Annotated in this window: 24 protein-coding genes; 11 read left to right on the top strand and 13 right to left on the bottom strand. The window is 71.1% G+C overall.

What is annotated here, in order from left to right:
* The first annotated feature begins 21 nt into the window (after positions 1–21).
* A complete protein-coding gene (locus ACBJ32_RS32215; protein WP_375129930.1) occupies positions 22–1,029 on the top strand; it encodes a helix-turn-helix domain-containing protein in 1,008 nt (335 codons plus the stop codon).
* A 185-nt stretch (positions 1,030–1,214) separates the two neighbouring features.
* Here the strand turns inward: ACBJ32_RS32215 and ACBJ32_RS32210 are convergent, their stop codons facing one another.
* A complete protein-coding gene (locus tag ACBJ32_RS32210; RefSeq protein WP_375129929.1) occupies positions 1,215–2,780 on the bottom strand; it encodes a carbohydrate-binding protein in 1,566 nt (521 codons plus the stop codon).
* Between the two features lie 339 nt (positions 2,781–3,119).
* Here ACBJ32_RS32210 and ACBJ32_RS32205 point away from each other — a divergent pair, with 339 nt between their 5' ends.
* The 3 genes from ACBJ32_RS32205 to ACBJ32_RS32195 all read left to right on the top strand — a co-directional run bounded on the left by ACBJ32_RS32205 (position 3,120) and on the right by ACBJ32_RS32195 (position 5,640).
* Entirely contained in the window at positions 3,120–4,025 is a 906-nt protein-coding gene (locus ACBJ32_RS32205) for an NADP-dependent oxidoreductase (protein WP_375129928.1), read from the top strand.
* 77 nt (positions 4,026–4,102) lie between these two features.
* Positions 4,103–5,164, top strand: a complete 1,062-nt coding sequence (locus ACBJ32_RS32200; RefSeq protein WP_357891500.1) for an alkene reductase — start codon at positions 4,103–4,105, stop codon at positions 5,162–5,164.
* Between the two features lie 47 nt (positions 5,165–5,211).
* Complete coding sequence (locus tag ACBJ32_RS32195) at positions 5,212–5,640, top strand: MarR family winged helix-turn-helix transcriptional regulator (protein WP_375129927.1); 429 nt, start codon at positions 5,212–5,214, stop codon at positions 5,638–5,640.
* Between the two features lie 62 nt (positions 5,641–5,702).
* Here the strand turns inward: ACBJ32_RS32195 and ACBJ32_RS32190 are convergent, their stop codons facing one another.
* Genes ACBJ32_RS32190 through ACBJ32_RS32155 form a run of 8 tightly spaced genes read right to left on the bottom strand, consistent with a single transcriptional unit; the run spans position 5,703 to position 15,928 of the window.
* Positions 5,703–6,419: a tyrosine-protein phosphatase gene (locus ACBJ32_RS32190; RefSeq protein WP_375129926.1), complete on the bottom strand. Its 717-nt coding sequence runs from the start codon at positions 6,417–6,419 to the stop codon at positions 5,703–5,705.
* Entirely contained in the window at positions 6,416–8,023 is a 1,608-nt protein-coding gene (locus ACBJ32_RS32185) for a beta-N-acetylhexosaminidase (RefSeq protein ID WP_375129925.1), read from the bottom strand. Before ACBJ32_RS32185 ends, ACBJ32_RS32190 begins: the two co-directional genes overlap by 4 nt.
* 13 nt (positions 8,024–8,036) lie before the next feature.
* Entirely contained in the window at positions 8,037–9,974 is a 1,938-nt protein-coding gene (locus ACBJ32_RS32180) for an NPCBM/NEW2 domain-containing protein (protein WP_375129924.1), read from the bottom strand.
* A 10-nt stretch (positions 9,975–9,984) separates the two neighbouring features.
* Positions 9,985–11,529 (bottom strand): alkaline phosphatase D family protein, encoded by a 1,545-nt coding sequence (locus ACBJ32_RS32175; RefSeq protein WP_375129923.1) that lies wholly within the window; start codon positions 11,527–11,529, stop codon positions 9,985–9,987.
* A gap of 8 nt (positions 11,530–11,537) precedes the next feature.
* Positions 11,538–12,845 carry a sugar ABC transporter substrate-binding protein gene (locus ACBJ32_RS32170; protein ID WP_357891525.1) on the bottom strand — a complete coding sequence of 436 codons (1,308 nt, stop codon included), beginning with the start codon at positions 12,843–12,845 and terminating at the stop codon, positions 11,538–11,540.
* 13 nt (positions 12,846–12,858) lie between these two features.
* The gene (locus ACBJ32_RS32165; RefSeq protein WP_375129922.1) at positions 12,859–13,668 is read right to left on the bottom strand and encodes a carbohydrate ABC transporter permease; all 810 of its coding nucleotides are present in this window, start codon (positions 13,666–13,668) and stop codon (positions 12,859–12,861) included.
* 8 nt (positions 13,669–13,676) lie between these two features.
* A complete protein-coding gene (locus tag ACBJ32_RS32160) occupies positions 13,677–14,618 on the bottom strand; it encodes a carbohydrate ABC transporter permease (RefSeq protein ID WP_375129921.1) in 942 nt (313 codons plus the stop codon).
* A complete protein-coding gene (locus ACBJ32_RS32155) occupies positions 14,615–15,928 on the bottom strand; it encodes a glycoside hydrolase family 36 protein (protein ID WP_375129920.1) in 1,314 nt (437 codons plus the stop codon). Before ACBJ32_RS32155 ends, ACBJ32_RS32160 begins: the two co-directional genes overlap by 4 nt.
* 171 nt (positions 15,929–16,099) lie before the next feature.
* On the opposite strand from ACBJ32_RS32155, the gene ACBJ32_RS32150 reads away from it, so the two are divergent.
* The 6 genes from ACBJ32_RS32150 to ACBJ32_RS32125 all read left to right on the top strand — a co-directional run bounded on the left by ACBJ32_RS32150 (position 16,100) and on the right by ACBJ32_RS32125 (position 21,251).
* Positions 16,100–17,254, top strand: a complete 1,155-nt coding sequence (locus ACBJ32_RS32150; RefSeq protein ID WP_357891537.1) for an ROK family protein — start codon at positions 16,100–16,102, stop codon at positions 17,252–17,254.
* Positions 17,255–17,489: 235 nt separating this feature from the next.
* Positions 17,490–18,023: a hypothetical protein gene (locus tag ACBJ32_RS32145; RefSeq protein ID WP_375129919.1), complete on the top strand. Its 534-nt coding sequence runs from the start codon at positions 17,490–17,492 to the stop codon at positions 18,021–18,023.
* 32 nt (positions 18,024–18,055) lie between these two features.
* Entirely contained in the window at positions 18,056–18,961 is a 906-nt protein-coding gene (locus tag ACBJ32_RS32140) for a DUF4097 domain-containing protein (protein WP_375129918.1), read from the top strand.
* Positions 18,962–18,979: 18 nt separating this feature from the next.
* Positions 18,980–19,945 carry an ATP-binding cassette domain-containing protein gene (locus ACBJ32_RS32135; RefSeq protein ID WP_375129917.1) on the top strand — a complete coding sequence of 322 codons (966 nt, stop codon included), beginning with the start codon at positions 18,980–18,982 and terminating at the stop codon, positions 19,943–19,945.
* Positions 19,942–20,745, top strand: a complete 804-nt coding sequence (locus ACBJ32_RS32130; protein WP_375129916.1) for an ABC transporter permease — start codon at positions 19,942–19,944, stop codon at positions 20,743–20,745. Before ACBJ32_RS32135 ends, ACBJ32_RS32130 begins: the two co-directional genes overlap by 4 nt.
* Entirely contained in the window at positions 20,742–21,251 is a 510-nt protein-coding gene (locus tag ACBJ32_RS32125) for a DUF1707 domain-containing protein (protein ID WP_375129915.1), read from the top strand. The genes ACBJ32_RS32130 and ACBJ32_RS32125 overlap by 4 nt, the downstream gene beginning before the upstream one ends.
* Before the next feature lie 104 nt (positions 21,252–21,355).
* On the opposite strand, the gene ACBJ32_RS32120 is transcribed toward ACBJ32_RS32125, so the two are convergent.
* Entirely contained in the window at positions 21,356–22,084 is a 729-nt protein-coding gene (locus ACBJ32_RS32120; RefSeq protein WP_375129914.1) for a cation transporter, read from the bottom strand.
* The gene (locus tag ACBJ32_RS32115) at positions 22,081–22,479 is read right to left on the bottom strand and encodes an ArsR/SmtB family transcription factor (protein WP_375129913.1); all 399 of its coding nucleotides are present in this window, start codon (positions 22,477–22,479) and stop codon (positions 22,081–22,083) included. The genes ACBJ32_RS32120 and ACBJ32_RS32115 overlap by 4 nt, the downstream gene beginning before the upstream one ends.
* Positions 22,480–22,703: 224 nt before the next feature.
* Between ACBJ32_RS32115 and ACBJ32_RS32110 the strand changes: the two genes are divergently transcribed.
* A complete protein-coding gene (locus tag ACBJ32_RS32110) occupies positions 22,704–23,006 on the top strand; it encodes a hypothetical protein (RefSeq protein WP_357891564.1) in 303 nt (100 codons plus the stop codon).
* A gap of 37 nt (positions 23,007–23,043) precedes the next feature.
* Here ACBJ32_RS32110 and ACBJ32_RS32105 read toward each other — a convergent pair whose 3' ends face one another.
* Together ACBJ32_RS32105 and ACBJ32_RS32100 are read right to left on the bottom strand one after the other, a co-directional pair.
* Positions 23,044–23,547, bottom strand: coding sequence for a transposase (locus ACBJ32_RS32105; protein ID WP_375129912.1), 504 nt, complete (start codon positions 23,545–23,547; stop codon positions 23,044–23,046).
* A gap of 91 nt (positions 23,548–23,638) precedes the next feature.
* Positions 23,639–24,208 carry a CAP domain-containing protein gene (locus ACBJ32_RS32100; protein WP_375129911.1) on the bottom strand — a complete coding sequence of 190 codons (570 nt, stop codon included), beginning with the start codon at positions 24,206–24,208 and terminating at the stop codon, positions 23,639–23,641.
* Positions 24,209–24,493 lie beyond the last annotated feature (285 nt).

The following is a 24,493-nucleotide window of genomic DNA, read 5'->3' as shown; positions in this document are numbered from 1 at the left end:
GCACGTACACCAGGAGGTCGCATGTCCGCCCTCTCCGTGATCTCCCGAGCCACCACCGAGCACGTCGAGCCCGCCGAGCGCATCCATTACTGGGAGGACTACAACCGCAGGGCGCTGGTGGGCCTGTCCTGCACCTCCTATTCCGAGGCCGGCCTGCTGGCCAGGCAGACCAACATCGAGCTGGGCGGGCTGCGCCTGGCCGAGATCGCCGGCAACGCCCACGCCATCGAGCGCAGCCCGCAGACGGTCAGGTCGACGCCCAAGGACTCGGTGTTCGCGACCCTGCTGGTCAAGGGGGATGCGGTGTTCCTGCACGAGAACGGCTGCCTCGCGGCCACGGCGGGCGAGCTGGTCGTCTACGACACGCGCAGGCCGTACCTGTTCGGGTTCTCCTCCTCCATGCGGCAGATCCTGGTGGACGTGCCACGTGACCTGTTCGCGCAGGCGTGCGTGGGGGGCGGGCTGCCCGGGCCGATGCTGTTCGGGCGAGGCACGGCGCGGGAGGGCGCGCTCGTGGCCGCGCTGAGCTCCCTGCTCGGCGGGCTGGCCGCCTTGCGTGACAGGCACGACTCCGGCGAGTCCGGCGAGGCCGAACGTGCCGTGCTCGACCTGCTCGGGCAGCTCGCCGAGGAGCGTACGGGCGGGCGCACGGGGCCCGACGCCTACCGGTCGCAGCTCATCGTGGCCGAGGACTACATCGAGCGCCACCTGCACGACCCCTGTCTCGGAGCCTCCCAGGTGGCCGGGGTCATGGGCATCTCCGTACGGCATCTGGCGCGGATCTTCGAGTCGACCGGTAGGTCGCCGGCGCGGTACGTCATGGAGCGGCGCCTGGTCCGGGCGCATCAGGAGCTCACCGGGCCCGGGGCGCGGCAGACCACGATCGCCGACGTCGCGCACCGGTGGGGCTTCTCCAGCCAGGCGCACTTCGCCCGCCTCTTCCGCGCCAGGTTCGGCCTCACCCCGAGCGAGGCCCGCGGGGAGACGACGAGGCCGATCGCGTCAACGGAAGAGACACGCCTCCCGTAGCGCGAGCGGTGCGGGCGAGGTTCGCCCACATGAGCCGGGGACGATGGCCGGCTGGGCGACGGCCGCCGCCGCGGTGATGGTGGCGGCCGTCGCGCTGGCGCAAGGCTCCTGGCCCAGGTCGGCGGCTGGGCGGGGAGCCGGCCCTCCGCCCTGGCGCGCTGCGCCGGCCGGGCGGGCGGAGGCTGTTACGGCGTGACCGGTGTGCCGCCGAAGGTCACGACCAGCCGGCCGTCCGCGGCGAAGGACCAGGCCAGGGCGCCGCTGTAGGAGGAGCAGCGGGAGCCGTTCGAGCCGGACCAGAACTGGTTGGAGCTGTCGGCGTTGCCGATGATCCTGTCGTTCGATCCGCTGTCGCAGGAGGTGTTGTTGCGGAACACCGAGGAGCCGCCGTCGAAATTGAAGTTGCGTTCCTCGTTGCCGATGCTGACGTTGCTCGACACCGTCATCGTGCCGAGGTTGCGGTTGTAGGTGAACCCGTGCTTGCCGTTGCCGTGGGCGATGTTGCGCTGGATGACGTGGTTGACGCCGATGTCCTCGCCGCCGAGCTTGTAGCCGTTGCGGTCGCCGTTGCCGGCCTGGCCGCCGTTGCTGAGGGTGCCGTTGTCGTAGGCGAGGGAGTCCTCGATGGTCACCGCACCGATGGGGCCGGTGTCGGTCTTGGTGAACAGGTCGTAGCCGTCGTCGATGTTGTTGTGCGAGACGGTGTAGCGGAAGACGTTGCCGGGTCCCACGGTGAGCTTCGGGGCGAAGCCGTCGGCGTCCTCGCCGTCGGAGTCGGCGTTGTCGTGCGACACCGCGCTCAGGATGAGGTTGTTGGACGGCCACTGCTCCCGCGGCGCCCCGGCCACCAGCCGCGAGAGCTGCAGGCCCGAGTCGCGGTTGAAGCGCGTCACGGTGCGTTCGATGATGTTGTTGTTACCGGCGAGGAGGATCCCGTTGTCACCGGCGCGCTCGACGACGATGCCGTAGATGTGCCAGAACGACCCGCCCACGGCAAGCCCGCGGTTCGCCGGATCCTCGCTCTGGGCCGAGAAGTTCAGCACCGGCGTCTCACCCGGGTAGGCGGACAGCTTCTTGCGGGCGCCTGAGGTGCCGTCGTTGCCCGCCGCGATGGTGACCGTCTGCGAGAAGTCGTACCGCCCGCCGCGCATGTAGATCGTGCCGCCGGCCGCGATGCGGGTGATCGCGGACGTGAGCGTCGTCGGGTTCGACTCTGTCCCGGCCGCGCTGTCCGTGCCGTTCGGCGCCACGTACAGCGTGTCGCCCGGCGGCTGCGTCGTGCCGCCCGCTTCCACGTCGATGTAGTCGATGTTCGGCAGGCCGGCGCTGCTGGTGGGGTTGAACCGGATGGTGTTGCTGCCCGAGTTCACCGAGACGGTCATGGTCTTGGTGACCCAGGTGCTCCACGCGCCTGTGCCTTCGAACGACACCGACTGCACGGTCGTACCGTTGACGGTCAGGTCGGCGGGACGGCTGCTGCTGGTGCCGCTGGCGAACCGCACGGCCAGCGTCGCCGTACCCGCCGCGGAGGCGTTCACCGTGAACTGGGCGTGGGCGCCTGTGGTGTTGGTGCCGTTGCAGAAGCCGCTGCCGGAGAACCCGGCGTGGTTGGAGTCGATCGTGCCGGTGCAGACCGCCGGAGAGGTTTCGGCCTCGTACCGCGTGGGCGCGGCGTGTGCGGCCGATGGTGACAGTCCGACGAGTACGCCGGCGAACAGGCCGGCGCAGGCGGTGACGGCTTTCAGACGCATCCTTGGTCTCCAAAGGCTTGGTAAGCGCTTTCCCGGGACGAGCGAATCTAAGCACGCACCACCGGGCGGGGAAAGGCCGAGCATGCAAACGGAACCCGCCGCGGCACGGCAGCCCAGCGGCAGGCGGCGGATCGACCGAGGTCACGGGGGACGGCGCCGGGCGAAGGCGTCGTCATCATGCTGTGCAACCGCACCGCAGTGCTGTCATGAAACTTTCATGGAGGCCGCCGCCGATCTCGCGCGGCCGGGGCGGCGGCAAATACTTGGCTAGCCACATATTTGATGTACAGTGAATACGTGTCTAGCCACCTAATCCGTGGCGCAACGTGAGGAGTTGTCATGAAAGCCATCGTTTTCGACCGTTTCGGCGGCCCGGAAGTGCTGCACGAGGCGGACATCGACGTCCCGCAGCCCGGCCCCGGGCAGGTCCGTGTCCGCGTGAAGGCTGCGGGGCTGAACGCGGTGGACGGCAAGATCCGCTCCGGGATGCTGGAGGCCGTGTACCCGACGACCTTCCCCGCCGTTCCCGGCGGCGAGCTCGCCGGCGTGGTGGACGCCCTGGGTGAGGGCGTGGAGGACGTGCAGGTCGGAGACGAGGTGCTGGGCTGGTCCGACACCGGCTCGTACGCGGAGTACGCCCTGGCCACCATCGTGGCCCCCAAGCCCGCCGCCCTCGGCTGGCAGCACGCCGCCGCGCTACCGGTGGCGGGTGAGACCGCCGAGCGGGTCCTGAAGCTGCTCGGCGTCGCCGCCGGGGAGACCGTACTGATGCACGGCGCGGCGGGAGCGGTCGGAACCCTGGCGGTTCAGCTCGCCACGGCTCGCGGAGCACGTGTCATCGGCACCGCCGGCCCCGGGAACCAGGAATATCTCGCCTCGCTCGGCGCCACCGCGACCGTGTACGGCGAGGGCCTGGTCGAGCGGGTCCGGGCGCTCGCCCCTGACGGCGTGGACGCGGTGTTCGACCTGGCCGGGAAGGGCGCCCTCGAGGATTCCATCACCCTGCGGGGCGGCACCGACCGCATCGTCACCATCGCCGACTTCCGCGCGCAGCAGCTCGGCATCACCTTCGCCAACGGTCCTCAGGAGGCCTCGTCCGGCCGCCTGGCCGCCCTGGCCCAGGACGCCGCGACCGGCAAGGTCGTCACCACCGTCACCGCCTATCCGCTCGGCCAGGCCGCCACGGCCCAGCAGGTCAGCGACGCCGGGCATGTCCGGGGCAAGCTCGTCCTCACCGTCGGCTGAACACGCTCGCCACCTCATCCACCCCACCCGCCGTCTTCCGATGCCCACCCGGGCCTCGACGCACCGAAGGACCACACATGCTGGACTCCCTGTGGACGCCGACCACCGTCGGCGGCACATCCCTGCCGCACCGCCTGGTCATGGCCCCCATGACCCGCGACCGCTCCACGCCGGAAGGTGTCCCGACCGAGCTGAACGCCGAGTACTACGCCCAGCGAGCGTCTCACGCGCTGATCATCACCGAGGGGACGCAGCCCTCCGCCGACGGCCAGGGCTATCTCCTCACCCCCGGCATCTACCATGACGGGCAGATCGCCGGGTGGCGCAAGGTCATCGACGCCGTGCACGCGGCCGGCGGCCGGATCGTCATCCAGCTGATGCACGTCGGGCGCATCTCCCACCCCGACAACACGCCCCACGGGCGCCGGCCGGTCGCCCCGTCGGCGATCCGTCCCAAGGGCACGATGTTCACCGCGTCCGGACCCCAGGAGATGCCCACGCCCCGTGCCCTGTCGACGCAGGAGGTCGCGGCGACGGTCGACGACTTCCGGCACGCCGCGGCGGCCGCCGTCGCGGCAGGCGCCGACGGCGTGGAGATCCACGGCGCCAACGGCTACCTGGTGCACCAGTTCCTGTCCGACAACACCAACCAGCGCACCGACCGCTACGGTGGCTCCCTTGACAACCGCATCCGCTTCGCCGTCGAGGTCGCCGCCGCCGTGGCCGGCGAGATCGGCGCCGAGCGCACCGGTCTGCGCATCTCCCCCGGCAACCCCTACAACGACATCGCCGAGTCCGACACCGCCGAGCTGTATCCGGCGCTCCTGGACGCGCTGCGCCCGCTGGGCCTGGCCTACCTCCACGTGATGCACACGGGCGAGGAGGCCCTGCTGGAGACCCTGCGCGCGCAGTGGCCGGCCACGCTGATCCTCAACCGGGGCGGCACCGACCTGCCCACCCGCGCCAAGGACATCGACAATGGTACGGCCGACCTCGTCTCCGTCGGCGCCCTCGCGCTCGCCAACCCGGACCTGGTCGAGCGGCTCCGCGCCGGCGCGGAGCTGAACGTCCCCGACCCGGCGACCTTCTACGGCGGCGGAGCGGCCGGCTACACCGACTACCCCACCTACACGGATTGAGGCACCGAACCATGCCCCACGTCCCCACGACGGCCGGCAAAGGGCCGATGAGCTATGCGATCTTCCAGCTCGCCCGCGCCCACCGCGCCCACGCCGCCGCCCTGCTTCGCGCGATGGACCTGCATCCCGGGCAGGAACTGCTCCTGATGCAGCTCTTTGACCGGGACGGCCAGACCCAGTCCGAACTGCTCGAAAGCGTCGGCCTGGACCACTCCACCGTCTCCAAGTCCCTGCGCCGGATGCAGGACGCCGGCCTGCTCGTCCGCGAACCGGCCGCACACGACCGGCGCGTCATGGTGGTCCACCTCACCGACAAGGGCCGTTCCATGCGCGAACCCATCGCAGCCCTGTGGCAGACCCTGGAGGAGACCTCCGTGCGGAACCTGACGGAGCAGCAGGCGGAGTCCTTCGTCGACACCGCCTACGCCATCACCGAGGCGCTCACCAGCCGCGCGCATGCGGATGGGGCAGGGTGAAGAGTCAACCGCGCCGGTGCTGATCCGCGAACCAGAGGGTCAGTGGGCGGGCGGCCGTGGCGTCAGGGGTCGGTTGTCAGGCGGGTTCGGAGCAGGGCCAGGTCCGCGGGGGGCAGGCCCCCCTCCCGCAGGTACGCGTCGGCTCCGCCGTACCGGTCGTCCAGGTGGGCGAGGGTGGCGAGCATCGTGTCGGCGCGGACCTCGGTGAACAGGCGGCGGGACCTGGCCCGCTCCGCCTCGCCGGGCAGGGCGGCGAGGTGGGCGTCGAGGCTCATGCGGGCGGCGGTCTCGGCGTAGTCCGCGGCGACGTCCGCCGACGCCACCCCGGCCAGGGTGAGCGTCAGCGCGATCGCCAGGCCGGTCCTGTCCTTGCCGGAGTGGCAGTGCACCAGGGTGGCGCCCGGCGGCGCGTGGGCGATCGCGGAGACGACGGCGGCCAGGCTGCGGGAGCCGTGGTCGAGGATGCGCCGGTAGATGCCGGTCAGCGTGTCGGCCATCTCCTCCAGCACGGCGTCCTCCTCCCGCAGGACCGGCAGGTGGCGCCAGGTAATCCGCGGCTCGGACGGCCCGGGGTCGGCGGCGCGTTCGGCCTGTGAACGCAGGTCGACGACGAGCCGTACGCCGTGCCCGTACATCGCTGCCACGCTCGCCTGCCGCGGCCGGTCGCCCCGTACCAGGACGCCCGGCCGGATCCGGCCGCCCCCGGCGACGGGCAGCCCGCCCAGATCCCGCACGTTGGCGCACCCGGGCCAGCGCAGCGTACGTTCCACGCTGTTCACGCCAGGTCCCGCAGGTTGCTGGTCCAGGCGGCGAGCTGGGCCTGCCACTCCACCGGGTCCTCAGGACGCCCCGGCACGCCGGGCCGCGTCTGCCAGGGAAGCGGTCCCTCCTCGCGCCGGTACTCCACGCCCACCGCCTCCAGCCGCCGCAGGTGCACCGCGAGGCGGGCCCGGAAGTCGGCCAGGTCCCGTTCGGCGGGGCTCCAGACCGTCTCGGCGAAGGCCGCGAGCCGGGGGAAGGCCATGTAGTCGACATGCCGGCCGTTGTCGATCAGCTCGGTCCAGACCCCGCACTGCGCGCCCAGGACGTGCCGGGCCGCCGGGTCGCCCCGCAGATCGGCCGGGATCGGCTCGAAGGCGTAGACGTCGTCCAGCGTCAGCACCGTGCCGAACGGCACCGGCTCGTCCTCCCCCGGCCCCTGCCGGTAGTCGAGGTAGAGCTCGGTGTTCGAGCAGTTGATCACGTCGTGGCCGCGCCGCGCCGCCGCCACCGCGCCCAGGTCGCCGCGCCAGGAGGCCACGACGGAGCCGGGGGCGAGGCCGCCCTCCAGGATCTCGTCCCAGCCCACCAGGCGGCGCCCGCGCGCGGTCAGGAACGCGTCGAACCGGTGGACGAACCAGCTCTGCAGCTCCTCCTCGTCCCGCAGGCCGAGCTCGGCGATGCGGCGCTGCGCCGCCGGGCTGGCCCGCCACTGGTCCTTGCGGCACTCGTCGCCGCCGAGGCACACGTACGGGCTGGGGAACAGCTCCAGCACCTCCTCCAGCACTTCGCGGAAGAAGTCGATCGTGGCGTCCTCGACGTTGAGCACGTTCTCGCCGATTCCCCAGGTCGTGCCCACCTCCAAGGGGGTGCCGAGGTTGCCCAGCTCCGGGTAGGCGGCGATGGCGGCCTGGGTGTGGCCGGGCAGGTCGATCTCGGGGACGACGGTGACGTGCCGGCGGGCGGCGTAGGCGACGATCTCCCTGATGTCGTCCTGGGTGTAGTAGCCGCCGTGGGGGCGGCCGTCCATGGGGCCGTTCCAGCCGGTCTGGCTCTCCCGGCGCCAGGCGCCGACCTCGGTGAGCCGGGGGTGGCGGCGGATCTCGACGCGCCAGCCCTGGTCGTCGGTGAGGTGCAGGTGCAGCACGTTCAGCTTGTGCATGGCCAGCAGGTCGATGAAGCGCAGCACCTCGTGCTTGGGCATGAAGTGGCGGGCCACGTCGAGCAGGCAGCCGCGCCACCGGAAGCGCGGCGCGTCCTCGACGTGCACGCCGGGCGCGGTGAGCGGGCCGGCCGCCGCCTTCCTGAAGGCGGCGGGCGGCAGCAGTTGCAGGAACGACTGCGCGCCGTAGAACGCCCCCGCCGCCCCACCCGCGACGATCCTGGCCCCGTCGTCCCCCACGGTCAGCCGGTACGCCTCCGGGGCCAGGTCGCCCAGCCCCAGACTGATCGTTTCCGGGCCCTGCCCGCCCGGCAGCAGTTCCCCGCCGGTGAGGGTGGCGAGTTCGCCGCGCAACCAGCCGGCCACCTCGCCGAGTGCCGGGTCGGCGGCCAGCGAGGTGTGCCGGTCGAGGACGAACCGGCCGGGCCTGTGCCCGAAGGTGATGGGCTTGGGAACGATCATTCAGGGCAACTCCTTACGAGCAGGTGATGGTGGCGTCGGCGAAGTCGGCGTGGTCGGAGGTGGCGTTGTCGCCGCCGTTGGTCGCGACCAGCCGGACGAACCGGGCACCCTCGATGGGGGCGGTGACCGTGCGGGCGGGCATGGCGCCGGTGAGCACGCCCGAGTGCGCCACCCGGCCCCCGTCCGCCCAGACCTCGAAGTCGGCCGAGCCGGCCGCGCCGACCTCGTCGTCGATTCCCGCCTGGAACTCCACCGTGGAGCAGCGGCCGGCGGTGTAGAACTCGATGTCGGCGGGTGCGTGCGTGCCGAGGCCCTTGGCGTGGCGGACGCCCTCGATGGTGATCGGGCGGCCGTCGCCGGCGGCCTTCTCGCCGTTGCTGGTGTCCTTCTCGACCGGCCCGAAGTGGTTCTTCGCGCTGGTCCAGGCCACGTCGCTCAGGTACGTACGGCCCGGGCCAGGCGGGCGGGCCACGGTCACGACGGCCACGGCGCTCTGCCCGCCCTGGGTGAAGGCGAGCTCGTAGTTCTTCGGCTCGGCCGCCGCGGGCGGGGTGACCGCCCAGGTGACGGTGAACGTCTCGCCGGCGTCCAGCCGCGCCTTCTTCGCCGGGGTACGCGCCGAGACCTGCCACCCTTCGGGGACGGCGGCCGTGACCTCGACGTCGCGCAGCCGTCCCGTCGCCCCGGTGTTCGTCACGCGGGTGACCAGGTCGGCGCTCTTGCCCGGCTCCAGCACCGACGGCCGGTCCTCGCCGAGGAAGGCGGGCGGGTCGGCCTCGAACGTCACCAGTGGCGGCGCCTGCTCGCGGCTCTCCGAGACCCGGTAGAGCAGGGCGGCGTGTGCGGGCACCTGGGCCGCCAGCTCGCCGTTGGAGGAGGCGACGGCGCCGGTCCACAGGTTCTCGACGCGGTAGCGGGAACGGCCGAGCGACGTGGAGATCGTGGCCGCCCGGTCGCTCTCGTTGAACAGCACGATCGCCCGGTCGCCGTTCTCCAGCGGCTTGGCCAGCACGTGGTACCAGCCGTCGGTGCGGACGAACGTGCCGTGCGCGCCCAGCGGATCCTGGTCGACCGCGATCACCTTGGGGTTGGCGACGATCGCGGGCGGAGCCTTGGCGGGGTCGGCCTGGAGGATCAGCGGGGCCGCCCCCACGGCCCAGAGCGTGAACTGGGTGCGGTACTCGGTCTCGGTCATCCCGCCGCGCCCGGCCTGGATCAGGTCGGGGTCGGCCCAGCTTCCCCGGCCGGCGTACTCGGCTCTGAGCTGGTTGGTCTCCCAGATGTCGACCATGCTCGCGTACGCGTCGGGGATGGGCTTGTTGTAGACGTTGGTCCGCCAGGTGGTGGCGGCGGCGTCCTTGCCCCACAGCCAGGGCACGGTGCTGCCGTCCTCGTTGTTCATGGCGAACACGACGCCGTCGCCGAGGGCCTGGCGCATGCGGGGGTAGAGGGTCTGGGCGATCTGCTGGACGTTCTGGCCGGGGAAGTCGGCCGTGGGCACCGAGCACCAGTCGTACTTGACGTAGTCGGCGCCCCAGCCCTTGACCTGCTCGGCGTCGGCGGCCTCGGTGTTGTACGAGCCGGGGCCGCCGCCCGAGCACGCCTTCGTGCCGGCCGACAGGCTGAGGCCCAGCTTGAGCCCCTTGCCGTGGACGTAGTCGGCCAGAGCGCGCATACCGCCGGGGAACCGGGCCGCGTCGGGGGCGAGGGCCCCGCCCGTACGCTGGGCGGCCAGCCAGCAGTCGTCGAGGATGACGTACCGGTAGCCGAGGGGCGCCAGCGGGGCGAGCGCGTCGGCGGCCTGGCGGACCGACGTCTCCGAGACCGAGCAGCCGAGCGTGCGGCTGCTCCAGCCCATCGGCGGGGTCTGCGCGGCGGCGGCGGCGCTGGCTAACGGCAGGAACGGAAGGGCGAGGAAGGCCGTCGCGACGGCGGCCGTGGACTTACGCATGGGGGTCCCGTCAGGCTGGGTGGAGTGCCGGGCGGCCCGGCTCGATGACGAACCGGCCGGAGGTGTAGGCCGGGGCGTAGGGCTCGGTGACGCGGGACACCGAGCGGAAGTCGACCTGCATCTCCTGCCGGCTGATCCTGGTACGGACGTAGCCGCGGCGGCCGTTGAAGAACTTCACGTGCGGGTTCTCGTCGAGCAGGATCTGCGTGTTCGGGTACTCGTCGAGACCGTTGCCCGCGCTCGTCACCGACGTGGTGACCAGCTCGACGGCGACCGACTTGGACTCGGGGTCCTGGTGGTCGCGCTTGATCTCGCCGGCCCAGTGGGAGTGCACGTCGCCGGTGAGCACGACCGCGTTGCGCTTGTAGGCGTCGATGGCGGCGGTCAGCCGGTTGCGGGAGGCGACGTAGCCGTCCCAGCCCTCGTTGGAGTAGCCCTTGCCCTCGCCGTTGGTCCAGTCCATCTCCATGAGGAAGACCTGCTGGCCGAGCAGGTCCCAGGTGGCCTCGGAACGCCTGAGCTCGCCGTCGAGCCAGCTCTCCTGCTCCTGGCCGAGGATCGTGCGGTTCGGGGCGAAGCGCTCCTGGCAGTCGGGGCCGATCGTGCCGCTGCTGCCGGTGCAGGCGTACAGGTCGCGGTACTGGCGGGTGTCGAGCAGGTGCAGGTTGGCGACCGCGCCCCAGCGGATCGACCGGTGCAGCCGCAACGAGGAGCCGTTCGGCTTCTGCGCGCGGCGCAGCGGCATGTTCTCGTAGTAGGCCTGGAAGGCCGCCGCCCGGCGCTGGAGGAAGGGCGGGTCGGGCTGCTCGGGCACGTCGCCGGCCCAGCCGTTCTCGATGTCGTGGTCGTCCCAGACCACGACCCAGGGGGCGACGGCGTGCGCGAGCTGTGACTCCGGGTCGGCCTTGTGCTGGGCGTGGCGCAGCCGGTATCCGGCGAGGTCGAGGCATTCGCCGCCGGCCTGGTCGCGTACGGGGTACTTGTAGTCGCCGTACTCGTAGATGTAGTCGCCGAGGAAGGCGATCAGGTCGGGCTGGTCCTCGGCCATCCTGCGGTACGGGGTGAACCAGCCGGTCTGGTAGTCGGCGCAGGAGGTGAAGGAGAGGTTCAGCGGCCTGCCGCGGGTGCCGGGGGCGGGCGCGGTGAGGGTGCGGCCGGTGGGGCTGAGCTCGCCGTCGGCCTTGAAGCGGTAGAAGTACTCCGCGCCCGGCCGGAGCCCGTCGAGCTCGACGTGCACGCTGTGGGCCGACTCGGGCCGGGCCACCTCTGTGCCCCGGCGTACGACATGCTTGAAGTTCTCGTCGGAGGCGAGCTGCCACTGCACCGGTACCGGGCGGCCCGGCATGCCGCCGAGGCCGTCGAGCGCGATCGGGTTCATGGCGAGCCGGGTCCATAACACCACGCCGTCGGGCGTGGGCTCGCCGGAGGCGACGCCGAGCTGGAAGGGGTCGGACACGGGGGCGCGCCGGACCGCCGCGCGCACGGGTGAGGCACCCAGTGCGGCGGACAATCCCAGGCTGGCGCCCCCGGCGAACAACGCGCGCCGGGTGATCATGTTCTTCCTTACTTGATGGAGGCGTTGCCCTCGGAGACGGCCTGGTCGGCGGCCTGCTGCGGGGTGAGCTTGCCGAGGTACATCTCGTTGAAGATCTGGTTGAGCTTGGTCTCGAAGCCGGTGAAGCCGGTGGTGATCGGCAGCGGGAACGTGGTGCCCTTCGACTCCTCCAGGAACGGCGAGACGTCGAGCTTCTTGGACTTCCAGTAGTCGACGTAGCCCTGGGCCAGGCTGGTGATGGCGGGGAAGACGTAGCCGCCGTCGGCCATCATCTTCTGCGGCTGCTCGGTGCCGAGCCAGGCGGCCAGCTTCATGGCCTCCTTGGGGTGCTTGCTCTTGGCGTGGACGGCCTCGGCGAGCCCGTTGAGGTTGACCGAGCGGCCGGCCGGGCCCTCGGGCATGAGGGCGACGCCGACCTCGAAGGTGGCCTCGGGGGCGACGAACGGCAGCAGCGCGTTGTTGGCCGGGAACATCGCGACCTTGCCCGCCTTGAACATGTCGGTGACCTTGCCGGTCGGCGGGTTGGTCTGCGTGGCCGGCGGCGACACGTGGTGCTTGTTGATCAGGTCCACGCCGAACTGCAGCGCCTGCACGGAGGCCGCGTCGTTGAAGGTGTACGTCCCGAAGGGCTTGTCCACGAGCTTGCCGCCGTTGGAGCCGACCCAGTTCATCCACTGCGTCTGGTAGTGGTTCCAGGACGCGAACCCGTACGTCGTGACCTTGGCGGGGTCGAACCCGGCCTCGTCGGGGTGCTTGCCGGCCTCGTCCACGGTGAGCTTGCGGGCCGTGTCGAGCAGGCTGCCGGAGCCGTCGGCGGCCCAGGTGAGCTTGTCCGGCATCTCCACGCCGGCCTTGGCGAACAGGTCCTTGTTGTAGAGCAGGCCGACGATGCCCCAGTCCTTGGGCACGCCGTACAGCTTGTTCTGGTAGGTGAACGACTGGACGACGGTCTGGTGGTACTTGGCCGTGTCGCCGGCCTCGACGGGGGCGAGCACGCCCTTGGTGACGTACTCGGGGAACTGGGTGGGGGTCATCCAGAACACGTCGGGCGCGGTGCCGGCGACCGCGTCGGCGGTGAGCTTGGTCCAGTACTGGTCGTACGGAAGCAGCTCGATCTTGACGTCGATGCCCGGATTGGCCTGCTCGAAGGCCGCCATGACCTTCTCGTAGCCGGCCTTCTGCTGCTCGTCCCAGAGCCGGTACGTCAACGTGACCTTCTCCGCGTCACCGCCGCCGCCCGTGCCGCAGGCGGTGAGCGTGAGCAGGGCGGCGCCGAGCAGCGCCCCGGCCCAGCGAATCGGGGGGTTGTGCGACATTCGCTGACCTCTTCTATTTGAGGCCGGTGAGAGCCACCGACCTGACGATGTGCTTCTGGAAGAAGATGAAGACGGCCACCATGGGCGCGAGCGCGATGAGGCTGCCGGCCATCATGAGGTTGTAGTCCACGCCGATGCCCGACTTGAGGGTGGCGATCGCGACGGTGATCACCTTGGTCTCGTCGCCGCTGGTGATGATGAGCGGCCACAGGAAGCTGTTCCAGGAGGAGATCACGGTGATGATCGCCAGCGTGCCGAGCGCCGGGCGGCAGAGCGGCAGCATGATCCGCACGAGGATCGCGAGCGGCCCGGCCCCGTCGATCCGCGCGGCCTCCTCCAGCCCGGCGGGCAGGCCCTTGAAGAACTGGCGCATCAGGAAGATGCCGTACGGGGTGCCGAGCACGTACGGGGCGAGCAGGCCGTACCAGGTGTTGACCAGCCCGAGCTCCCGCATGATGAGGAACAGCGGGATCATGGTGACGGCGCTCGGCACCATCATGGTCGCGACGTACAGCCAGAACAGCACGTCCCTGCCCCTGAAGCGCAGCCGCGCGAACGCGTAGGCGGCGAACGTGGTGAACACCAGCTGCCCCGCCGTCAGCGCCAGCGTCATCAGGGCCGTGTTGAGCACGTAGCGGGGGAAGTCGCCGGCCAGCATCTCGGTCAGGTTGTCGGCGGTCGGCGGCAGCGGCGGCAGCCAGGGGGCGGTGGAGCTGAGCTGGGCCTGCGTCTTGACGGCCGTCAGCACCACGAGCAGGTACGGGAAGACCGAGACGAACGCGCCGGCGGCGAGGGTGAGGTAGAGCAGAACGCGCTTGGTCATGTGAACCCTCAGCTAAGGTCATAGGTCGTGCGCTTGCCGAAGAACCTGACCTGCGCCAGCGTCACCACCAGGATGATCACGAAGAGCAGCATCGACAGCGTGGAGGCGTAGCCGAAGTCGAACTGTTTGAAGGCCGTCTCGAAGATCCGGAAGTTGATGACCTCGGTGCTGCGGCCCGGCCCGCCGGCCGTCATCGCGTAGACCGTGTCGAACACCTGGAAGGCCCCGATCAGGTTCGTCACCGTGACGAAGAACATCGTGGGGTTGAGCAGCGGCAGCGTCACCCGCCAGAACCGCTGCGCCGGGGTGGCGCCGTCGGTCGAGGCGGCGTCGTGCAGCTCCTTCGGGATGCTCTGCAGGCCGGCCAGGAAGAACAGCATGTTGTAGCCGGTGTGCTGCCAGACGCTGACCAGCGCGACGGCGGGCAGCGCCCACGAGGGGTCGGACAGCCAGTCGGGGCCCGTGATGCCGACGAGCCCGAGCGCGCTGTTGAGCGCGCCGTCGCGGGGGTCGAAGATCCAGTTCCAGATCAGTCCGAGCACGATCGGCGTGGCCATCCACGGCACCACGTACAGCGACCGGAAGAACCTGACGCCCTTGACGGGCCGGTTGAGCAGCATCGCCATGCCCAGCGCGAGCACGGTCTGGAGCGGGATGCAGAGCAGGACGTAGACGACGCTCACCAGGAGCGAGTGCCAGGTCTCGCCGTCGCCGAGCAGCCGCCGGTAGTTGTCCAGGCCGACGAACTCGGGGGCGGACAGCAGCTCCCAGTCGAACAGGCTGAGGACGAGCACGATCACCATCGGCAGCAGCAGGAACGCCACGACACCGAACAGGCTGGGCCCGATGAACAGGTAGGCGTGCCAGCCGGCCGTCCGCCGGCGCGCCCTCGCGCCCTTCCGCCCCGCGCGCTCGCGCTGGGCGACGTCGGGGAGGGTGCCGCTGGTCACGACGGGTCCGTCGTGGTGGGCACCATGAGCCGCCTGGTCGTCTCCAGGCCCCAGTCGTCCAGCGCGGCGATCGGGTCGCTCGCCCCGCGCAGGCCGCCGGTCGCCTCGATGTGGGCCGCCCACTCCTGCCTGGCCTCCACCTCGGGGCGCACGATGATGCAGTCGGGGTCGTTGACCCACCAGCGGGCGTGCAGGAACTCGCGGGCCGCGCCGGTGAGCCGCGCGCCGAGCTGCGACGGCTGGCTGATGTCGCCCGACTTGGGGTGCAGGGTGGGCGCGATGTCGGGGCTGACCCGCATGATGTCGACCAGGCCGATGCTGGGCAGCATCGGCGCGCCGCACCCGTGCAGGGTGGCGTCGCGGCCCGCGCCCTCGCGGATCAGCTCCAGGCCCCTGCGGTACGCCGTGATCGGGTCGACGTCCTCGTGCCGGGTTCCGGCCAGGGCGCCGGCGTAGACGAAGTCGAGCTTGAAGTGGCTGATGCCCATCGCGGCGAACGTGCGGAAGACGTTCACCACGTGCTCGGCCGCCCCGGGGTGGGTGACGTCGAGCACCGCCAGCTCCTGGTCCCACATGCGGCCGGCGTACGCGCCGCCGACCAGCCATTCCGGGTGCTCCCTGAAGATCCGGCTGCGGTGGCCGACCAGGAACGGCGCGGTCCAGATGCCGGTCCGCCGGCCGGCGGCGGTCACGGCGTCCACGGCGCGTGCCAGCGAGCCGAACTCCGGCCGTGGCTCCAGCCAGTCGCCGATCTCCGCCTCGTAGCCGTCGTCGATGAGGAACATGTCCGCGCCCAGGCCGAGCCGCTCGGACAGCTCCAGGTTCTCGATCACGTCGGCGTCGGTGACCTTGCCCCAGTAGCCGTACCAGGTGCACCACATGGGCGGGACCGCCGGGAAGGAGGCCGGGGCGTGCCCGGCGGCGACGGTCGTGGCCCACTCGCGGAGGGCGGCGTCGAGACCGCCCTCGGCGCGGTGGTGGCGGACCGGGCCGTTCGCGGAGATCACCAGGCGGTCCGGGCCCACGCGCCGCGCCCTGATCGAAGGCACCTGGAGCGGGTTCGGCGCGGACCACAGCTCGACGGACCCGTCGCCCGGGTCGACGGCCAGCAGCCCCTCGCCCTGGAAGACGCCTGCGGGGATCGGTGTCTCCGGCCGGTAGCAGAGGATCTGGATCGTCTCGTCGGCGGGGCGCGGCGGGCTGTCGTCCAGCCGGTAGGCGCCGGTGGGGCTCCACGACTGCCAGCCGTGCTCGAACACCCGCGCCTCATCGGGACGGCACCTGGTCTCGCCGATGTCAGTGAACGACATCAGTCCTCATTTCCACTCAACTTACGAAGGAGCGCTTCATTAGTAGCACCGGGCTTATCGGAGGGTCAATGCCCTGATTTCCGGGTTAATGCCAGCTAACCGCTCTATGATCACCGCTCGAACGCTGGCATAATCTGAAGCTTACGGAGGAGACCTACATTAAGGAGGGTGATGGCGGACCTACGCGGGGGCGACCTGTCCCGGCTGCGGCAGCTCAACTCCCTGACCGCCATCAGGGCGATGCGCGGAGCGGGGCCGCTCACCCTGTCCGCGCTGGCCGAGCGCACCGGCCTGTCGCGTCCCTCCATGAAGGAGGTCGCCGACGAGCTCATGGAGCTGGGCTGGGTGGAGGAGGTGCCGCCGAGCCCCGGCAGCATGGGCAGGCCCGCCCGCCGCTACCGCTTCCGCGCCGACAGCGGCTATCTGGTGGGCGTCGACATAGGGGGTTACAACATCCGGGCCGCCCTGTCCGACCTCGACGGGGTGATCCTGGCCGAGACCCGCCAGCCCGTGCAGCTCGACGCCACGCTGGAGGAACGGCTGGCCGCGATCCAACGTGCGGTCTCCGGCTGCCTCGCACTCAGCCGTACGGCCATCGAGGACGTGTGGACCATCGCCTTCGGCACCATCGGCGTCATCGACGTCGAGGGGCGGGTCGTCTACTCGGCGGCAGTACCCGCCTGGCGCGATCTCGACCTGGCCGGCAAGCTGCGGGAGATCTTCCCCTGCCAGGTGCTGATCGAGAACGACAGCCGGCTCGCCGCCATGGCCGAGCACCGCCGCGGCGCGGCCCGGGGCGCCAAGGACGTCGTGTTCCTCCACGTCGGCAGGCGGATGGGCGCCGGCCTGATCATCGGCGGGAAGGTGCACAGGGGGTTCGGCGCGGCGTCGGGCGAGATCGCGATGCTGCCCGAGGCCCGCTGGTTCGACGCCCCCGAACACCTCAACACCTGCGCGTCGGTCCCGGAGGGCACCCCGCCGGAGGACGCGGCGGGCTACACGCTCGCCGCCGCCAGGAACGGCGACCCGGTGGCGCTGGAGGCGGTCGGCCGGTACATCGACGACCTCGTGGTCGGCACCGCCGCGATGGTCCTCCTGCTGGACCCGGAGGTCGTGGTGCTGGGCGGCGGCTTCTCCCGCTCCGCCGACGTGCTGCTCGGGCCGCTGCGCGACCGGCTGGAGCGCAGGTGCATGCGCATGCCCGAGGTCCGCGCCTCCACCCTGGGCGACGAGTGCGTGGTGACCGGCGCGATCGACTACGCCGTCGACCACCTCGACGACCAGCTCTTCACCCCCGACCGGGGCCCGCTCCCGGTGACCCGCTGACCGAGCGGCGGCCTTGCGGCCGAGGTCGTCATCGGCGCGGCGGGAGGGCCGCCGACCAGGGCCGAGGAGCTTGTGGAGGTTGGCCTTGGCCGCCTCTGCGCCGGTGAACAAACGCTCGCTGGTGTGCCTGACAAGGACCGGGCGTCCCAGCCGGGCGGGCCCATGACATCAAAACGACGCCACACGCACCCCTATTGGGCTTGTGATGACATCACAGTGGTGTCATTATGGCGTCATGGACCTTGCGCCGTATGTGGATCACCTCCGCCGCGAGCTCGCCATCGCGGCGGGTGCCGGTGGCGAGGAAGCTCGTGCGCTGGCCGAACGTCTCGCCGCGACGCTCGAATCGGCCACCCGGCTCGCGCTGCTCGAAGCCCTGTCCGCCGCCGCGGACGAGATCACGCACGACCTCACCCCCGGCTCGGTGGAGGTGCGCCTGCGCGGCCGCGACCCTGATTTCGTCGTGACACCACCGCCGGCCGCCCGGCCGTCGGAGGAGAGCGAGCCCGGCCGGATCGAGAGACCGCAGGCCCCGCCCCTGCCCCCGCCTCCGGATGGCGACGAGGGCGGCACGTCCCGGATCTCGCTCCGGGTCCCCGAGCACCTCAAGCCCCGCATCGAGGAGGCGGCGGCCCGGGACGGGCTGTCGGTCAACGCCTGGCTGGTGCGGGCCGTCTCCGCCGCGCTCGATCCCGGCGCCGCCGGCGACCGTGCCGGCCGGCGCCCCGCTCAGCAGTCCGGCAACCGCTACAGCGGCTGGGTGCGCTGATGACCATGACAACCCACGACGGGGGAATCGGTATGCCGACCTTCGACACCTCCGAGCCGATCGCCGCCGTTCTCGACACGGCGACCGCCACCATCCGGATCAACGCGAGCGACCGCGCCGACACCGTCGTCGAGGTGCGCCCGAGCGACGCCCACAACGACGCCGACGTGCAGGCCGCGCTGCGCACCCGGGTCGACTACGCCAACGGCAGGCTCCTGGTGCGGACCGACAAGGAACACGCCGGCTGGGGCTCCGACTGGGGGCTGTCGCTCGGCAAGCTCGTCGAGTCGCCCAAGGACTGGGCGCGCTCGCTGGTGCTCGGCCCGGGCTCGATCGACGTGACGATCGACCTGCCGGCCGGCTCCCGCCTCGACGTCAAGACGGCGGGGACCGTCGTGTGCCGGGGGCCGCTCGGCGAAGTGTCGCTGTCCACCTCCTACGGCGACCTTCAGGTCGAGCAGGCCGACCGGCTGCGGCTGAAGAGCACCTACGGCGATGTCACCGTCACCCGCGCCTGCGGGCCCGCCGACATCACCGCGCCCCACGGCGGCATCGACATCGGCCTGATCGAGGGCGCCGCCACGGTCAGCAGCGCCCACGGCCACGTCCGGGTCCGGGAGGTGACCGGCGAGCTGCGGCTCAACAGCGCCCACGGCGACATCACCGTCGACCGGGCCCTGGCCGGCGTCACCGCCAAGACCGCGTACGCCGACGTGCGGATCGGCGAGGCGGTGTCCGGCTCGATCGTCATGGAGACCACCGGCGGCGGCCTCGACCTCGGCGTCCGCAGAGGCACCGCCGCCTGGCTGGACGTGAGCTCCACCTACGGCACCGTGGACGTCTCCCTCGATGCCAGCGACGCCCCCGATGAAGCGGATCCGGTCGTCGAGGTGCGGGCCCATACCGACCATGGCGACATCGTCATCCACCGTTCCTGACGGCCGAAGGAGACCTCCGTGACCGACGCGATCGTGGCCGAGGGCCTGGTCAAGAAGTACGGCGAGCTGACCGCCCTCGACGGGATGGAACTGACCGTTCCCGAGGGGACCGTGTTCGGGCTGCTCGGCCCGAACGGAGCCGGCAAGACCACCACCGTGCGAATCTTGACGACGTTACTGAAACCGGACGCCGGGCACGCCCGGGTGGCGGGGCTCGACGTCGTCCGCGACGCCTCCCGGCTGCGCGCCCGCATCGGCGCCTCCGGCCAGTACGCCGCCGTCGACGACCACCTCACCGGCGCCGAGAACCTGGAGATGGTCGGCCGCCTCTACCATCTGGGCGTCAAGCGCAGCCGGCAGCGCGCCCGCGAGCTGCTGGAACGCTTCGATCTCGGCGAGGCCGCCGACCGCCCGGTGCAGGGCTACTCGGGCGGCATGCGGCGGCGGCTCGACCTGGCCGGCGCGCTGGTCGCCGACCCGCCGGTGCTGTTCCTCGACGAGCCCACGACCGGCCTGGACCCGCGGGCGCGGGCGAGCCTGTGGGAGGCCATCGGTGAGCTCGTGGGCGGCGGCACCACGGTTCTGCTCACCACCCAGTACATGGAGGAGGCCGACCGGCTCGCCCACCGCATCGCCGTGGTCGACCACGGCCGCGTGATCGCGCTCGGCACCGCCGACCAGCTCAAGGACCAGGTCGGCGGCGACCGCATCGAGCTGTCGGTGACGAGCGCGGCGGACCTGCGCACCGCCACGCGCACGCTGACGCCGCTGGCCGCCGGCGACATGCGGGTCGACGCCGCCGCCCTGCGGCTGACGATCCCGGTCGACGGCGGCGCCGCCACGCTGACCAGCGCGCTCGGGCACCTGGCCGCCGACCGGATCGCCGTACGCGACGCCGGCCTGCGCCGGCCCACCCTGGACGACGTCTTCCTGAGCCTCACGGGACACCAGGCCGAAGAGACGGTGAAGGAGAACGCCCGATGAACGCCCTGCAGATCGCCGTCGCCGACGGCATGACGATCACCAAGCGCAACGCGTTGAAGATCCGGCGCGCCCCCGACCTGCTGGGTGGCGTGGTCATGCTGCCGGTCGTGTTCGTGCTGCTGTTCACCTACGTCTTCGGCAGCATGATCGAGCTGCCCGGCATGTCGTACGGCGAGTACCTGCTCCCCGGGATCTTCGTCATGACGATCGTCAGCAGCGCGCAGATCACCGGCTACACCCTGACGCAGGACCTGCGGAAGGGCATCTTCGACCGCTTCCGCACCCTGCCGATGTCACCCTCGGCCGTGCTGACCGGCCAGACCGCCGCCGACCTGATCATGAACGTGACCAGCATCGTCACCATGGCGCTCGTCGGGCTGCTGGTGGGCTGGCGCATCCACAGCTCACCGCTGGAGGGCGCTGCCGGGTTCCTGTTGCTGCTGCTGTTCGCCTACGCCTTCTCCTGGGTGACGGCGACCGTCGCGCTGGCCCTGCGCACCCCGGAGGTCTTCAACAACGTGGCGACTCTCCTGTCGTTCCCGCTGATCTTCCTGTCCAACGCCTTCGTGGACAGCACGCGCCTGCCCGGCCCGCTGCGGGTGGTCGCCGAATGGAACCCGGTCTCCACGCTCGTCCAGGCCGCCCGCGAACTGTTCGGCAACACCAGCTCGGCCATGCCGGCGCCCACCGCCTGGCCGCTCCGGCACGCGGTGCCGGTGTCGCTGCTCTGGTCGGTCCTGCTCCTGGTCGTCTTCGCGCCGCTGGCCACGCGGCTGTACAAGAGAGCTGTCAGCCGATGACCCCCATCTCCGACCTGGACCGCGACAGGGCCGTGGAGCTCGTCCAGCAGGCGTACGCCGACGGCCGGCTCGACCCGGCCGAACTGGAGATCCGGCTCGAACGGGCGCTCACCGCCACCTCCTCCCACGAGCTGGAGCCGATCGTCGCCGACCTGCCGGGCGACGAACTGGTCCGGCTGGAGTCCGTAGGCGGACGCCTCACGCGGACCGGCGACTGGCAGGTCCCGCGCCGGCTGCACGTCGACTCCGAGTACGGCAACGTGCGGCTCGACCTGTCCCAGGCCCACGTCCCGTACGCACGCGTCGACATCGAGCTCCGGCTCGCGTACGGCCGCGCCCTGATCATCCTGCCCGCCGGCGCGAGCGCGAACACCGACGGAGTACGCACCGAATGGGGCCGCGTGACCTGCAAGGTGCCGGGCCGCCCCCGCCCGGGCGGGCTGCACGTCGAGGTCACCGGAGAGCTTCCCTACGGCCGCCTGACCATCCGCACCTCACGCAGCTGATGATCACGTCACCTCCGCCATGCCGGCCACGAGCATGACGAACCAAACCAGCCACACCGATCTGCCGCAACGTGATGGACAGGTCAAGGCGGGCCGCTCGCCCGTCACCGCTCAGGAGCGGCGGGCCCGCAGCAGCCGTCGGAGCACCCATCCGCGTCGCCGGCACTGGCGGGAGACGCGCCGCGGGCCGTGGCGGCGGGCACGGCGCAGCAGGCGTCGCCGCGCCAGGCCTCGCGGCCTTCCTTGACCGCGACGGCGGCGATGACCAGGGCGGCGATCGGGTCGGCCCACGACCAGCCGAACAGGCTGTTGAGTGCCAGCCCCACCAGCAGCACGGCCGACAGGTACGTGCACAGCAGCGTCTGCTTGGAGTCGGCCACCGCCGAGGCGGAGCCTAGCTCCCGGCCCGCACGCCGCTGGGCGTACGACAGGAAAGGCATGATCATCAGGGAGAGCGCCGCCAGGATCAGCCCCGGCGTGGAGTGCTCGGCCTGGCCGGCTCCGAACAGGGCGCGGACGGCGTCGAGGGTGACGTACGCGGCCAGGGCGAAGAAGCTCATCGCGATCACGCGCAGCGCGGCCTTCTCCCGGCGCTCGTGGTCGGCGGCGGAGAACTGCCACGCCACCGCCGCGGCCGAGGCGACCTCGACGATCGAGTCGAGCCCGAAGCCGATCAGTGCCGCCGAGGAGGCGACGGTGCCGGCGGTGATGGCGACCGCGGCCTCGATCACGTTGTAGGTGATGGTGGCGGCGACCAGCAGCCGGATCCGGCGCTGCAGCGTGGCCTGCCGGGAGGGGGCGGGACCGGTGCCGGGCAGGTTCAGCGCGGTCACGGTACCGGCTCCTCGTCGGCCACCAGGTGGGCGGCCTCGTCGTCCAGAGCGGGACACAAGGTCACCATGTGACCGGTGGCGGCGAGCAGGTGTTGCGCCGCGGCCAGCAGGTCCATCAGCTCCGGCCGGGTCAGGGAGTAGAACGACTGCCTGCCTTCCGCCCGGTAGTCGACCAGGCCGCAGTCGCGCAGGCAGGCCAGGTGCTTGGACACGGTGGACTGGGCCAGCCCGAGCTCGGCGGTCAGGTCGACCACGCGGGCCTCACCCCGCGTCAGTCGCTGCACGATACGCAGCCGTGTCTCATCGGCCAGGGAATGGAACAGCGCCGCCGCCGGGGAGACACCTGCCGCGATCCCGGCGCTCACGCATCGCCCGACATCACTATCTATCGCCATATAGCGATGATATCCCAAACGCGCATTTCATGGTCATACGGCTATGAGAAGGAGCCGCATGACGGGTGAAGGCGGTCAGTGAGGGGATGCCGGCCGGGCGCTGCTGGAATTCACGCTGGTCAGCAATCCCCGCCCCTCCTTTATGGCGGATTTGTACCGCCCGTATGGCGGCCGTCCCTACTGTGTCCTCTGAACGAAACAATCTTCGTTGAAGGGGTTGCGTGATGAGGACCAGTCTCAAGGCATTGGCGGTGACCGCGGGCGCCGCGCTCCTACTGGCTGCCGGGGCGAGCAGCGTGAGCGCGCAGAGCGCGCAGGCAGCGGACTGCATCAAGAAGGTTGATGGCGGCCGTGAACTGACGGGCAACGTGTGGGTGAAGATCAGGAACGACTGCGCCTGGACGTACGACATCAAGGTCGTGTGGAAGTTCTCCCCTGACAGCACCTGCAAGGCGCTCTCCCCGGATGCGACGAGGAGGTACGAGTCGACGTACGCCGCCGTGTTCGACAAGGTAGTGCTCTGCTGACGTGAACCAGGCGGCACCGCACGGCGATCAAAGATGATCATGTCCGGGCCGATGGCTGAGGTCCGCACGGTGGTGTGCGGGAAGCGTGGTGGATGGCGTCGGCGAGGCCGTTCAGGCCGTCGGTGCAGGTAATGAGGATGACGCGCACGTCCCGGTTGCGCAGGCCGGTCATCACCGAGGTCCAGCAGCCGGCCGATTCGCCGACGGTAGCGGGGGTCTTGGCGGGCCAGATCCCGGGGATGTGGTTCTCGCCGTCGGCGCCGATGCCGACGGCCAGATGGGCGGGCTTGGCCTGGACGCTGTGGTTGTCGCGCACGCTCGTGCCATGCGCGTACAAGCTGGTGATCATGTCGTCCAGGCTGCCGGAGATGCGCCCGGCCCGCTCGGGCACCAGCACCGGCTCGAAGGTGCCGGCCCGGTCCCGCGGCACGGCCAGCCGGGCCTCTCCCCTGCGCTGTCTCGCCGACCCTGCCCGCGACGGCGCATGATCGTCTACATCGACCCGCTCTCGCCGGAGAGGCGATCCGGCGACGACCCGCACGCGCTCGATCGGTTGATGGACGGGCTGCGCTCCCGCCGCCGGCGAAGCAGGCCGCCTGCGACCTTCTTCCACCGGCTCACCACGAAGCGGGTCATCTGGCGGCGGCGAAGTCCTGGGTCCAGTAGATCGCGCCGTCGGAGTCCTCGACCGCGCCGACCCCGATGAAGGTGAACCTGCAGTTCATGATGCTGGCCTTGGTTCCGGAGGCGTCCATCCAGGACTGCACGACCGCGGCCGGGGTGCGCTGGCCCTTGGCGATGTTCTCCGCCCACCTGGTGCCGCCGGTGAAGCCGGCCTCCTTGATGCGGTCCATGAAGGAGCGGCCGTCGCGGGAGGTGCTCGAGAAGTAGTTGTGCTCCGCCATGTCGGCCGAGTGCCCGCGGGCGGCCCGGTGGAGTTGCGGGTGGTGCTTGAGCGCCCGGCACCCCTTCTTCTTCGCCCGCCGCGCATTGACCAGCCGCACGACCAGGTTCTCCCGCGCCGTGCCCACTCTGGCGGCGCCGGATACCGACGCCGTGGCGGCCGGCCCGAACAGGCTGGACGAGCCGTACCGGCCGACACCGGAAGCCGGAGACGCCGCGACAGCCTGCGCCGTACTCACGGGCACGGCGAACGTGGCCAGGGCAGCGGCTGCGGCGAGTAACCCAAGGGGCCGGCGCATAGGAAATTCCTCCGGTTGCGGTAGACGGTGGACGGCTCCCGCATTCTGGCGCGCCCCATGTCGATCTGTCACCTCATGTCTCTGCGATCAACGCACGCTCAAGGCCGAGACGCCACAGCGGGTCGCCGCCATGTCGAGCGCGCTCACCACGAACCGTCCCCGCCGTGTACCTCCTGGTGCCCCGGCATGCCAAATGTCTGCTCGGCCGTGCTGTGTTCGCCCGAAATCGGATTGTTGTGCGGGTCGAAGAGCGTCATGATCGCGTCGAGGCCTTTGACTGTACGC

Source organism: Nonomuraea sp. GTA35 (assembly GCF_041950525.1).
Classification (GTDB): Bacteria; Actinomycetota; Actinomycetes; order Streptosporangiales; family Streptosporangiaceae; genus Nonomuraea.
The sequence above is the reverse complement of the archived record's forward strand: the minus strand, read 5'-3'. Positions and strand labels throughout refer to the sequence as shown.